At 48.5% G+C, this 12,253-nt stretch carries 13 protein-coding genes, 1 rRNA gene and 1 other RNA gene; all 15 read right to left on the reverse strand.

What is annotated here, in order from left to right:
- A 16S ribosomal RNA gene (locus GGC63_RS14435) occupies nucleotides 1–95 on the reverse strand; the annotation flags it as partial.
- Between the two features lie 227 nt (nucleotides 96–322).
- A complete protein-coding gene (locus GGC63_RS14440) occupies nucleotides 323–592 on the reverse strand; it encodes a pro-sigmaK processing inhibitor BofA family protein (protein WP_225948221.1) in 270 nt (89 codons plus the stop codon).
- Nucleotides 592–867 (reverse strand): DUF2508 family protein, encoded by a 276-nt coding sequence (locus GGC63_RS14445; protein WP_192702923.1) that lies wholly within the window; start codon nucleotides 865–867, stop codon nucleotides 592–594. The genes GGC63_RS14440 and GGC63_RS14445 overlap by 1 nt, the downstream gene beginning before the upstream one ends.
- A gap of 264 nt (nucleotides 868–1,131) precedes the next feature.
- Nucleotides 1,132–1,728, reverse strand: a complete 597-nt coding sequence (recR, locus tag GGC63_RS14450; protein WP_079911077.1) for a recombination mediator RecR — start codon at nucleotides 1,726–1,728, stop codon at nucleotides 1,132–1,134.
- Nucleotides 1,729–1,793: 65 nt separating this feature from the next.
- Nucleotides 1,794–2,105, reverse strand: coding sequence for a YbaB/EbfC family nucleoid-associated protein (locus tag GGC63_RS14455; protein WP_079911078.1), 312 nt, complete (start codon nucleotides 2,103–2,105; stop codon nucleotides 1,794–1,796).
- A gap of 20 nt (nucleotides 2,106–2,125) precedes the next feature.
- Nucleotides 2,126–3,874 carry a DNA polymerase III subunit gamma/tau gene (gene dnaX / locus GGC63_RS14460; RefSeq protein WP_192702924.1) on the reverse strand — a complete coding sequence of 583 codons (1,749 nt, stop codon included), beginning with the start codon at nucleotides 3,872–3,874 and terminating at the stop codon, nucleotides 2,126–2,128.
- Nucleotides 3,875–3,940: 66 nt separating this feature from the next.
- On the reverse strand, nucleotides 3,941–4,957 hold the full coding sequence (locus GGC63_RS14465) for an ATP-binding protein (protein WP_377740965.1): 1,017 nt from the start codon (nucleotides 4,955–4,957) through the stop codon (nucleotides 3,941–3,943).
- Between the two features lie 203 nt (nucleotides 4,958–5,160).
- Nucleotides 5,161–5,424: signal recognition particle sRNA large type (ffs, locus tag GGC63_RS14470), an RNA gene on the reverse strand.
- A 47-nt stretch (nucleotides 5,425–5,471) separates the two neighbouring features.
- Complete coding sequence (locus GGC63_RS14475) at nucleotides 5,472–5,864, reverse strand: hypothetical protein (protein WP_079911081.1); 393 nt, start codon at nucleotides 5,862–5,864, stop codon at nucleotides 5,472–5,474.
- 137 nt (nucleotides 5,865–6,001) lie between these two features.
- Nucleotides 6,002–6,199, reverse strand: coding sequence for a 50S ribosomal protein L31 (rpmE, locus tag GGC63_RS14480; RefSeq protein ID WP_079911082.1), 198 nt, complete (start codon nucleotides 6,197–6,199; stop codon nucleotides 6,002–6,004).
- A gap of 110 nt (nucleotides 6,200–6,309) precedes the next feature.
- Nucleotides 6,310–7,554, reverse strand: a complete 1,245-nt coding sequence (locus GGC63_RS14485) for a radical SAM protein (protein ID WP_192702925.1) — start codon at nucleotides 7,552–7,554, stop codon at nucleotides 6,310–6,312.
- A gap of 24 nt (nucleotides 7,555–7,578) precedes the next feature.
- Nucleotides 7,579–8,907 (reverse strand): transcription termination factor Rho, encoded by a 1,329-nt coding sequence (rho, locus tag GGC63_RS14490; RefSeq protein ID WP_079911084.1) that lies wholly within the window; start codon nucleotides 8,905–8,907, stop codon nucleotides 7,579–7,581.
- A gap of 371 nt (nucleotides 8,908–9,278) precedes the next feature.
- Nucleotides 9,279–10,532, reverse strand: coding sequence for a UDP-N-acetylglucosamine 1-carboxyvinyltransferase (locus GGC63_RS14495; RefSeq protein WP_192702926.1), 1,254 nt, complete (start codon nucleotides 10,530–10,532; stop codon nucleotides 9,279–9,281).
- 124 nt (nucleotides 10,533–10,656) lie between these two features.
- A complete protein-coding gene (gene fba / locus GGC63_RS14500; RefSeq protein ID WP_079911086.1) occupies nucleotides 10,657–11,511 on the reverse strand; it encodes a class II fructose-1,6-bisphosphate aldolase in 855 nt (284 codons plus the stop codon).
- Between the two features lie 212 nt (nucleotides 11,512–11,723).
- Nucleotides 11,724–12,116 carry a response regulator gene (locus GGC63_RS14505; protein ID WP_079911087.1) on the reverse strand — a complete coding sequence of 131 codons (393 nt, stop codon included), beginning with the start codon at nucleotides 12,114–12,116 and terminating at the stop codon, nucleotides 11,724–11,726.
- Between the last annotated feature and the right edge of the window lie 137 nt (nucleotides 12,117–12,253).

Consider the following 12,253-nt stretch of genomic DNA (forward strand, 5'->3'; position numbering starts at 1 on the left):
CCCGTCCGCCGCTATCCCCGAAGGGACCGCTCGACTTGCATGTATTAGGCACGCCGCCAGCGTTCGTCCTGAGCCAGGATCAAACTCTCCATTAAGGTGATCACCGAAGTGATCAATAATAGAGCTTGTCTTAAGCTCAAAATTCATTGCTAGCGAGAATTTTCATTCTCTCTTCAAACATTCACTCGTTGTTCAGTTTTCAAAGGACAATGGTTCTTATTTCTTACCGCCCCGTTCAGCGGCGACTTGATTAATATATCACAATCCCACACTATAATGCAAGTCTTTTTTATTTTCCATTTTCAGACTCTTCATTATAGTCTTATACAACCCACAGCTTCAACGCGATAAGCATCAATAAACCTGGCACCCCAAGCACACTGACTGTCCCTACGGTTGCGGGGTTAAGCGGAACCTCGATTCGGGTATACGGCCCGAACAGATTTAAAATATATAACAAAAACGCGGCAAATGCAACATGCAAGCATACATATCCAATCCACTGAAAGGTATGCTTGTGCCTGAACAAAGTAATAATCAATAATAATCCGGATACGATAAGGATTCCCCACAGCATATATTGCTTTATCATCAGCCCTCCATTACCCTCCCTTTATATACATCTATGGCAGAGAGGTTCATATTCTTGGCCTGCTTAATTAGCATTTCGAATCTTTTTTCCGCTGCCTCCATAGCATATACGGCATAATCAATCTGATCCACATCCAGCACGTAGTTCAGTCGCTCCTGAGCCGCCACCCATTCGTTATGGGCTACTCCTATCTCAAGCAGCAGCTGCAGTCTCTCATTCTTCAATAGCTCCTCCCGTTTACGATGCTTCGAGCTTAACCTCTGCCATAGCTTCATTTTCGATCCCTCCCAAGTTTGTCCCTATGTTCTATACATATCAATCCAAGGGCTTAAGTAGAACCGAATCTCTTATTTTATACAAAAATAACCCGACTAAGTGCGGCTATGGCTTCGAAGCGGATTCAGGTACATTGCGGTCAAAATGAAAAGTCGCGGCATAGAAGAAGAAGTCTATAAAAAAAGAAGCCGTACAAGAATAACCTGCGTTATTCTAAACGACTTCTCTTCTTTCATTGCTATATTCAAAGGCTCGTAAGCTTGTTAAAGCTCCCTGCGTCCTTCTAACGCTTTGGTCAACGTAACCTCGTCGGCATATTCCAAGTCGCCGCCCACAGGCAGACCATGCGCAATCCGCGTCACTTTCAATCCAAACGGACGTACGAGCCTCGACAAGTACATCGCCGTAGCCTCGCCTTCTATATTCGGATTGGTTGCGAGAATGAGCTCCTGCACCTGCTCGTCGGACAACCGCCTCAGCAAATCCGCAATCCGGATTTCATCAGGGCCGATGCCTTCCATCGGTGAGATCGCTCCGTGAAGGACGTGGTAATACCCATTAAATTCTTTGGTTCTTTCCATTGCGACCAGATCCTTGGGCTCCTGCACGACACAGATGACCGAACGGTCTCTGCTTTTATCCTGGCATATGCGGCAGGGGTCCGTATCCGTAATGTTGCAGCAGACGGAACAATAGTGCAAATTTCGTTTGACATTGACCAGGGCTTTGGCAAAATCGATACAGTCGTCTTCCTTCATACGCAGCACATGAAATGCAAGCCGCGCAGCCGTCTTAGGCCCTATACCGGGCAAACGGGCAAACGAATCGATCAGTTTGGCTAACGGTTCGGGATAAAACAAAAGAGATAGCTCCTTATGCTGTTAAAGTAAATTCCCTGTACTTCACAAATGCGGCCGTCGGTCGATTAGAATAAGCCTGGAATGTTCATTCCGCCCGTCAAACGGGACATTTCTTTGTTAGCCATTTCTTCCGCTTTGTTCATTGCATCGTTAATAGCTGTCAGAACGAGATCCTGAAGCATTTCTACATCGTCCGGATCTACGGCTTCCGGTTTGATGACGATTCCGGTAACTTTCTTCTGCCCGTTCACGGTAACAGTAACAACGCCGCCGCCGGCAGTTCCTTCGATTGTTTTTTGCGCCAATTCCTCTTGCGTCTTGAGCATTTGCTCCTGCATTTTCTTCACTTGCTTCATCATTTGGTTCATGTTGTTCATTGAAAATCCACTCCTCGTCATCAATCTTCTTTTATTTTTACCAGATCCTCGCCAAACAATTGGATGGCCTCGTGAATCCATTCTTCCTTCGTTGCCGCCGGTTCATCCTCATGCACCAGCTTTAACTCCTCACCAGCCTGCTCGGCAGGCTTCGACTGCTCTGCGGCGGCCTTCCAATCCTTCATCATGATAGTGACCAGCCGAAGGGGCTTGCCTAGAATCTCACTCATGACTTGCTCAATCAGCTGTTTATTGGCCGGCTTTTCTGTCGTTTCCCGGTGCATCGAACTTTTGAAGGCAACGAGCAGAGCTCCCTCAAATACCGCAACCGGCTCTCCGTCCACCAGCCAGGCATGGATGGTAATCTTCAGCTCCTTAACCCGGCCAAGCACTTGACTCCACCGCTGAATGACAGCTCTCGTTTCGTCCGTATCCTTGGCGTGCAGGTAGCCCTCCAGCTTCTCAACCCTCTTCATCGCTACAGGTACCGAAGCCGTTCTTCCACCCGAACCGGAATGACTGCCGGCATGGCCGGAACCAGCTGCAGCCGGGGGGACACCCTGCTTAAGCATCTGAGCAATCTGCTCCTCCAGCCGCTGGATTCGTCCATTCAGTTGAGCAATCAACCCGTCCGGCGCTGGCGCCGATCCGGCTGTAGGCGCTGCCGCGGCTGAACGTTCGGGACCAGTGGAACTGCAAAGCTTCATTAAGGCCACTTCCAGCAGCGTCTGAGGCTGTACGGAATATTTCATCTCCGTCTGGTAGTGGTTCAATGTGTCCATCATGGAGATTAGCTCCTGGGTTGTGAACGACTCCGCCACTTCGGCAAATTGTTTTACATCTATGATACGGTCAGTGACCGCCTGAGAACCAGGCACCATCTTGACCATAAGCAAATCGCGGAAATAATACAGCAGGCTCTCCATGCATTTATCCGCACTTTTGCCTTCCTGCATGAAGTCATCAATCAACTGTAATACGGCCCCGACATCCCGTCGTTTCACAGCCTGCACCAATTTTTGAAACTGGTCGCCCGCCATGCCTCCGGTAATCGATACCACATCATCGTATGTGATGCTCTTGCCCGAAAACGCCATGATCTGGTCCAGCAGGCTTAACGCATCGCGCATACCTCCATCGGACAATCTGGCTATGAACCGAATGGCTTCATCATCGGCATTAATTTGCTCTTCTCTGCACACTTCATGAAGCCTCTCCACCTGCTCATCCAGCGATACCCGGCGAAAATCGAAGCGCTGACAGCGGGAAATAATCGTAGCAGGCAGCTTATGCGGCTCCGTGGTAGCCAGAATGAACATAACATGTGCCGGAGGCTCCTCGAGAGTCTTCAGCAATGCATTGAAGGCTTCCGTTGTGAGCATATGAACCTCGTCGATGATGTACACCTTTTGCCGCACTTCTGTCGGCGCGTACTTCACTTTGTCCCGGATATCGCGGATTTCCTCGACGCCCCGATTGGAGGCCGCATCAATCTCCACAACGTCCATGACGGCACCCTCGGTAATGCGAATGCAATTGGCGCACTCGTTACACGGCTCCTCGGCAGGACCTTTCAAACAATTGACGGCTTTAGCCAATATTTTGGCAGCACTCGTCTTCCCCGTACCCCGTGGGCCGTTAAACAAGTAAGCGTGGGTATAACGCCCTTCGCGCAGCGAATTTTGCAAGGTTTGAACAATGTGCTTCTGACCTACAATTTCACGGAAAGCCTGCGGTCTCCACGTTCGGTATAATGCGATATGTGCCATAGCTTCCTCTCCAACAATTGTTTATCCCGTCTATTATACTACACATCTACGGCTGAATGAAGTGGCTTAGGGGAAAGGAATGCTGAGAGTGAAAGTAGTTCCGAAGCCTTTCGAGGAAACGCGGATATGCCCGCCGATGTCGTGAATAATACGTTGGCAGATGGACAGTCCAAGTCCTGTGCCTTCTTGCTTTGTAGTGAAGAACGGGTCAAAAATTTTATCAATAACAAAAAGCGGTATGCCGGGACCTGTATCGTGAATTTCTATGTTCACTTTTCGCTCCTCAATGTCCACCCTTTCGGTAATCTTCAAATGACCTCCGTCACCCATGGCCTCAATGCCATTTTTGCATATGTTCAGAAAAACTTGCTTCAACAACTCCTTATCCGCTATGACATGTGGAAGCCCGTCTGTGATTTCGCATTGAACGATAACGCCGTGAAGCAGAGCCTCATTCTTAATGATCGGCAAAATATCCTTCACAACCTGCGAAATATCAATGGATGTATAGGTCACATTCTTGGGTTTGCCCAGCAGCAAAAATTCGTTCACCAATTCATTGATCCGGTTCATCTCAGTAAGCATAACCTCGGTATAGCCGCTTTCCCGTTCCATCCCTTGCTCTTGAAGTGTTTTACGAAGCACCTGCAGGAAGCCTTTAATCGAGGTCAACGGATTGCGAATTTCATGGGCGGTTCCCGCCGCTATCTGTCCGATCATCGCCAGCCGGTCGCTGCGCTGAACCTGTTCTTCCAAGGAACGCAGATTCGTCACATCTTTAAAAATAATATAAGCTCCGGCTATCTGATGATTCTCGTCACGCAGCACATTGGAATCCAGCAAAAGCTCGTAGCGCTCCTGATTGTTCGTCCACGACAGCGCGTGGTTGCGTACAACCATCCCCTCCAGAATGCTCCGCTGCACCAACTGATGCTCGGGCGGAAGTGTCGCGAATATACGGTCTACCGGCCGTCCGATCACATTCTCTTTTACTAAGCCAAGCACACGGCACGCCATATCACTGATGTCAATCAATTGAAAGCTGGTGTCAATAAGCAGAACCCCCAGATTGACATCCTTCATAAATGTTCCGGCGAATTGCTGTAGCAAATTCAACCCCCGCTGCAACGTGCCACCTCCTAAGCTCTACCCCTTTTAACATTTCAGTTAACTTTAGTATACAATTCTCCTAAATTTTTCATTTTCCTCCTGAGCGTATAAAAAAACACCATCCCCGGTCATAGACCGAAAATGGTGTTTATGTACATTCATTTTAAAAAATAATACCGTGCACCTACCTTGATATTACGATCCAAGCGGAATTTTTAGACTCGACTCAAGTCAGGCAGCCCTCCGGCACATGAAACATCTTGCTTACGGCTGCTTCCTTCCGGACCTGACCGGGTTCACAAGCATCCATTGCGGAGGACCCAACTCTCAACACCGATTCTAAAACCCAAACCTTACATCGTAATACCGCGAATAGGCGTTCGACCCCGCTACAGCGGATTGCGGGTTACAGGGCACCGCTACCTCCCCGTCTAGCACGGCAAAGATAAGTATAGACGATTCCCCGAGAAATATCAACCTGTGTGCATTATTTACGTGAAACGGAAACTTTCACCGTATATCGGGGCATCATTTTCGACAGCCTGTCGTAGGCCTCCCATTCCACTCTTTCCGCCTCTTCCGCAGATAAGGTGGCCGGCACATCCAGTCTTACCGTAGCAATAGGTCCGTTCATAGTAATGGTAGAGGACCTGACTTCGGGGATTTGTCTTATCGTATCCTTCATTAAACGGGTATCATCCATATACGTATGATAAGTGGGACTCATGGGCATGTTCGGGTTGACCTCCGTTATTCCAAGCGCCCCGTCCCGGGAATACGACTTCACCCTGGTCACTCCGTCCTGCTTCTGACAAGCCGTTCCCCATAATACAACGGATAATAAAATACACAACGTGAATGACGCCACTCTCGGTTTCAAAACAAAAACACCTCCTGCAACTTCTAAGAGCTAGTGAAACAGTCCGATGAACAAAGTCATCAAAGCTGCTGCATTGCTTTTAGGATAGCCACAGGAGGCATGATTATGCTGTAAGACATCTGGAAAACGGTCTAAAATTAGATACCGTATTTCTTTTTAAATTTATCAACGCGACCGCCGGCATCAACGAATTTTTGTTTACCGGTAAAGAACGGATGGCAAGCGGAACAAATCTCAACACGAAGATTTTGTTTGATCGAACCTGTTTCGAACGTATTGCCGCAAGCACAAGTTACCGTTGTGTTATGGTACGTAGGATGGATTGCTTCTTTCACTGCTTTCACCTCTTTTGCCCTGAAACACCATGTGAATCAGAGTTATTTAATTGCACACATAGGCGTAGTATATCACGTCAGCTGCATTCGTTGCAAGTAGTTTGTCCGAATTACGGCTTTGGTGGAACATGGGTATAAGAGCCGAGAACAACATGAGGCAGCTCCTCACGGAAAATGTCCAGCATCTGCTTCATTCCGAGCACTTCGCCCTGTGCTTTGGGAATTAGACCCAAATAGCTCTCGGGGTCAATATTCAAATTGCGCAGCTGAATCAGCTTGAGATCGGTTCGTCTGGCAAATTCGATCATGGCTTCGATTTCTTCTTCCCTATCCGTTACGCCGGGAAAAATCAAATAGTTGATCGAGGTATACACCCCTTTATCAGCCGCGTAGCGAAGCGATTTCTCGACATTCTTCAGCGTATAGCCGCGGGGCTTGTAATAAGCATTATAATGGTCGTCCAAGGCACTGATGGTGCTTACCCGCATCAAGTTAAGGCCGGCATCCACAATGCCCCGGATATGGTCGGTCAGACCGGCATTGGTATTGATATTGATATATCCCATGCTGGTCAGCTCACGCACACGGCGCATCGCTTGAATGATGATCGACGCTTGCGTCGATGGCTCGCCTTCACAGCCCTGTCCGAAGCTGATGATGCTGTCCGGCGTTTTCAGATGCTCCAGCATGACTTCAACAACTTCATCCACCGTCGGCTTGAAGTTCATACGTGTCTGCGGGGCAGGAAAGCCGCTATCGTCAGGCTGTTCGGAAATACAGCCAAAGCACCCGGCATTGCAGGAGAACGATACGGGAACCGCACCTTCCCAGCGATTCAAGAACGTATTGGAGGCCGTAAGACATTCGTAGCCCAAAGCACAATTGGATAAATGCTTGTACAGCCGGTTCTCGCTGTACTTCTCCAAATACCGCTGCACCTGCAGCTCCAGCTCGTCAGGGTCACAGTTGCGCGGATTCCACCGCTCCGGATCGTCACTCTGATGCGCGGCCACATAAAACTGCCCGTCCTTCCAGATTGCAGCCGTGTAACCGAACAGCGGAAGCAGCTGGCTCTTGTCCGATTTGACGTACCCTGGGAGCAGCAGCCGGGTGAAGCCCTGCGGCAGCAGCGCTCCGACGGCCGTAACATCCCCGGGGACGACTTCCATCTCCCCGGTAGCCGCATTCAAGCCGACCGGTCGTGTATGCGGCAGGCTGACCAACGTAGCTCCTTCCGGAAGAGGAATCAGCTCTTCTTCCATAATATCGGTTATCATATCACCGTTACGGCCAAGTGCAGTATAGTCGGGATGATCGAATACATTTCCATCACGGTCGGCATATAGCAAGTTCATGGCTAATGCTCCTATCTTGTTGAATTACGACGCAGAGGTGTTTTTTACCCGCTTGGAGGCGGATGCGGAAGAAGAACCGCTGCCCCCGCTGCCGCCTGTGCTGCCTGCGCCATTTTTTTCGAGCATATCCAAAAACTCCTGGTTCGTCTTGGAATCAGCCAGCTTCTTGAGGAAAGCCTCCAAATATTCATGCGAATCGTTCATGCTCTTGCGAATAGCCCATACTTTATCCAGCTCTTCTTTGGTCAAGAGCATTTCCTCGCGGCGTGTACCCGATCGGCGAATGTCGATAGCCGGGAATATGCGGCGCTCCGCCAGCTTGCGGTCCAGGTGCAGCTCCAGATTGCCTGTTCCCTTGAACTCTTCATAGATAACGTCATCCATACGCGATCCGGTTTCAATCAGCGCAGTGGCCAGGATCGTCAGGCTGCCGCCTTCTTCGATATTACGGGCGGCACCGAAAAATCTTTTCGGGCGATGGAATGCCCCGGGATCGATCCCCCCGGATAAGGTACGGCCAGTCGGAGGCACGACCAGGTTATAGGCGCGAGCCAAACGAGTGATGCTATCCATCAATATAACGACATCTTTCTTATGCTCAACCAAGCGTTGAGCCCGCTCTAACACCAATTCAGCAACCTTGATGTGATTCTCCGGCAGTTCATCAAAGGTAGAAGCGACTACTTCCCCTTTCACCGAACGCTGCATATCCGTCACTTCCTCCGGACGCTCGTCGATCAGCAGCACAAACAGCTCGATATCCGGGTAATTGGTGGAAATGCTGTTGGCAATTTCTTTAAGCAGCAAGGTTTTACCTGCCTTAGGCGGAGCTACGATCAAGCCGCGCTGTCCTAATCCTACGGGAGCCAATAAGTCCATAAGCCGTGTGGAATAATGCGTAGGGGAGGTTTCAAGCACCAGTTTTTTCTGCGGATACAGAGGAGTTAATGCCGGGAAGTGCAGCCGTTCCGCTGCCGTCACAGGGTCCTCTCCGTTTACGGCTTCCACATGCAGCAAGCCGAAGTAACGTTCATTTTCTTTTGGAGGCCGGCATTTACCGGATACCAGGTCTCCGGACCGCAAATCAAATTTGCGAATCTGGGAGGCGGATATATAAATATCCTCCGAGCTAGGCAGGTAATTGATAGGTCTAAGGAAACCGAAGCCGTCCTGCAGGATCTCCAGTACGCCCTCCATAAACATCAATCCGCTTTTTTCAGCCTGCGCGCGTAAAATGGCGAAAATAAGTTCTTTTTTCTTCAACTGCCCGTAATAAGGAATTTGATGCTTTTTGGCCAATTGATAAAGCTCTGTTAATTTAAGTGCCTCTAGTTGAGCTAGATGCATATCCATAATTTCTAACCACCAAACTATTAAATTTTCAAGGCTTAACGTTCCACATTCATTATTCTAGCATGAGGCGTTCATGGAATCCTTTTTCATTTGCCGGGAAGTACATGTTCTCGGAGAAAACCCACTAAGGAATCAGGTCGGGGAATGAGGAAAGGAGCAGCAAGCCTTTCTTGCGAAAAACCATCCCTCAATGTTCACCGCTAGCGATCAGACCGGGCGAAGACCTCGCAGATAGCTTTTCGTAAGAAAGCCGCTTCATAACATGTTTAACCGTTTTACGGTGTTCTGTTTCAAAAGACTATCGAAGTGTTGTTTCACTGTGATGCAGACATTGTCTAGCATTACCCAATTTGGCGAAGTCTATACGACTACTATTCGTTCTTACGCCATACCTCTGCACCTAAATTCGATAGATTCATAACCAAATGATCGTAACCGCGATCAATATATTCGACGCCGCTAATTTCGGTCACCCCATCCGGTACGGTAAGGCCCGCTATGACCAGCGCAGCGCCGGCCCGAAGGTCCGTCGCCTTCACTTTAGCCGCACACAGCGGAGATCCCTCGATAACCGCCGAACGCCCCTCAACCTTGATTTTGGCTCCCATTCGCACAAGCTCCGGAACGTGCTTAAATCTATTGCTATAAACATAGTCTGTAAGAATGCTGACGCCTTTGGTTTGAGTAAGGAGGCTCGTCATAGGCGATTGCAGATCGGTGGCAAACCCGGGGTACACCAATGCTTTTACGTCGACGCTTTCATAAATAGGCTGACCGACAACACGGATGGACTCATCCATCTCATAAATGTGTACGCCCATTTCCTGCAATTTGGCCGTCAAGGCCTCCATATGCTTGGGAATCACATTATCTACGACAACATCCCCGCGCGTTGCGGCTGCGGCAATCATATAAGTACCTGCTTGTATACGATCGGGAATGATAGAGTGTTGACATCCGTGCAGAGAATCTACACCTTCTATGCGAATGGTTTCTGTTCCTGCCCCTTTTATTTTGGCGCCCATGGCGTTCAATAAAGTGGCAACATCTATAATTTCAGGCTCTTTGGCCGCGTTTTCAATCAAAGTGACACCTTTGGCGCGAGAAGCTGCCAACATGATGTTGATCGTCGCCCCTACGCTAACTACATCCAAATAAATCTTTGCCCCGCGAAGCTCTTTAGCATGAATATGTAAGGCACCGTTTTCTGTACTTACACGCGCTCCCAGCGCTTCAAATCCTTTAATATGCTGATCGATCGGACGCGGTTCAAAATTGCATCCGCCGGGTAATCCTATGGTGGCTTCCCCAAAACGTCCCAGTAACGCTCCCATCAAATAGTAGGAAGCTCTTAATTTCTTCACATTGCCGTTCGGCATAGGTTTGGATTGCAAGCGGCTCGGGTCGATGATCATGCGATCTTCCTTCCATTCTACCGTTGCACCAAGCTCCTCGAGAAGTTCCGTATAAATGGCTACATCGCTCAAAATCGGTAAATTGTCCAGCGTTACCGTCGTCTCCGATAAAATAGCGGCTGGAATTAAAGCTATCGCGCTGTTCTTGGCGCCGCTTATCTGGACCGTCCCCCTCAGCGGACGACCGCCGGAGACCATCAATTTTTCCATTCGTCCCTCTTCCTCCCACATGACTGCTTTAAAGCACTAAACAAACGAATCAACCGATAAACGGAGCTATTAAAGAAAGAATAGAAGGGAAACACATCTTAACGATGCATTTCCCGTATATAACTTAAGCTTGGTTGGAGCTTCCGAACAATTGAATTTTGGATTTAACCACTTCAATCATGGCTTTGCGGGCAGGAGTGAGGTATTTACGAGGATCGTACACTTTAGCATCTTTGTTCAACACTTCACGAATCGTTTCCGTGCATGCTACTTGGTTTTCGGTGTTCACGTTGATCTTGCCGACCCCTGCTGCGATGGACTTCTTGATCATTTCGTCAGGTACGCCGGATCCGCCGTGAAGAACGACAGGAACAGGAATAGCCTGGGAAACCTTCTCGATAATATCAAATCGGATGTTAGGCTCGCCTGCGTACATACCGTGTGCGGTACCTACTGCGATCGCCAGACAGTCAACGCCGGTTTCTTCATAGAAACGAATAGCTTCTTCCGGCTTAGCAAGGCTTGCATTCTCTTCGTCAACGCTGATATCATCTTCAACGCCGCCGATAGTTCCAAGCTCGCCTTCAACGGAAACGCCCATAGCATGAGCGGCCTTAACCACTTCTTTAGTCAAACGGATGTTTTCTTCGAAAGAATAGTGAGAACCGTCAAACATAACGGAGCTGAAGCCCGCGCGGATACATTTCATAGCAACTTCAAAGCTGCTGCCGTGATCCAGGTGCAATGCGATCGGTAATCCGGATTTTTTGGCAGCCGCTTCAGCAATGGCAACCGTAAACTCGATACCCATATACTTCAAAGCTCCTTCACTTACGCCGTAAATGAAAGGAGACTTCAATTCCTCTGCTGCTTCTACGATAGCTTGGGCGAACTCCAGGTTGTTCATGTTAAATTGTCCAACCGCATACTTGTTCGCCTTTGCCTTAGGCAAAAATTCGTTCATTGAAACCAATGGCATGTGTCTCTTCCTCCTAGTGTTTATTGACCGAGTTAAGTACGAAGACCGCTCTTGTGTCATACTGCGTTATTATATCATATAAAGCTTAAAATGATAACCAAGCCTATAGTAATTTTCCAGACAAGCCTACCTAAAATAGAGGGTTATCTTTGTCGATTTTACATGTAAGCGAACCCAATTCCATAGAAATAAAAAAAAGAGATCCTGAAAAATCAGGATCCCACTGCGTATGAATTGTTGCCCGTAAGTCGCAGCTGATTGTTGACTGCATGGCGAAGCTCATCAATGTCGAACGGCTTCGTGAAATGCATGATAGCCCCCAGCTCCGTAGCTTCCTTAATCATGTCCAGCTCACCATAAGCTGTCATCATGATCACTTTGATGGAAGGGTCAATGGCTTTGATATGCTTCAAAATATCCAGGCCGTCCATTCCGGGGATTTTCATATCCAGGAGCACAAGATCAGGAGAGGCCGATCTGACAATCTCAAGGGCCAGCTTCCCGTTGGAAGCCTGGTAGGTCTCATAGCCTTCGCTGCTGAACACTTCCATTAACAAAATGCGAATACCGTTCTGGTCATCAACAATAAGCAACTTCTTCTTCAATACGGTAACCTCCTCATTCCGCTTTCGTTTGTTTGTCGGAATTCCGTCCTGTCTAACGATCCTAACAAGATAAATTCGATACAAACACCGATATTCCTTCTTGTTTCTGCGGAAAGTTGAAAACTTTTACAATTAAA

Source organism: Paenibacillus sp. OAS669, from assembly GCF_014873645.1.
GTDB classification, from domain to species: Bacteria; Bacillota; Bacilli; order Paenibacillales; family NBRC-103111; genus Paenibacillus_S; species Paenibacillus_S vulneris.

Bases quoted from the DNA above. Each gene is read 5' to 3' on its own strand.
- GGC63_RS14440 (WP_225948221.1), bottom strand. From the start codon at position 592: ATGATAAAGCAATATATGCTGTGGGGAATCCTTATCGTATCCGGATTA.
- GGC63_RS14445 (WP_192702923.1), bottom strand. From the start codon at position 867: ATGAAGCTATGGCAGAGGTTAAGCTCGAAGCATCGTAAACGGGAGGAG.
- GGC63_RS14455 (WP_079911078.1), bottom strand. From the start codon at position 2,105: ATGAACAACATGAACCAAATGATGAAGCAAGTGAAGAAAATGCAGGAG.
- dnaX (WP_192702924.1), bottom strand. From the start codon at position 3,874: ATGGCACATATCGCATTATACCGAACGTGGAGACCGCAGGCTTTCCGT.
- GGC63_RS14465 (WP_377740965.1), bottom strand. From the start codon at position 4,957: ATGAAGGATGTCAATCTGGGGGTTCTGCTTATTGACACCAGCTTTCAA.
- GGC63_RS14485 (WP_192702925.1), bottom strand. From the start codon at position 7,554: ATGAACTTGCTATATGCCGACCGTGATGGAAATGTATTCGATCATCCC.
- rho (WP_079911084.1), bottom strand. From the start codon at position 8,907: ATGGATATGCATCTAGCTCAACTAGAGGCACTTAAATTAACAGAGCTT.
- GGC63_RS14495 (WP_192702926.1), bottom strand. From the start codon at position 10,532: ATGGAAAAATTGATGGTCTCCGGCGGTCGTCCGCTGAGGGGGACGGTC.
- fba (WP_079911086.1), bottom strand. From the start codon at position 11,511: ATGCCATTGGTTTCAATGAACGAATTTTTGCCTAAGGCAAAGGCGAAC.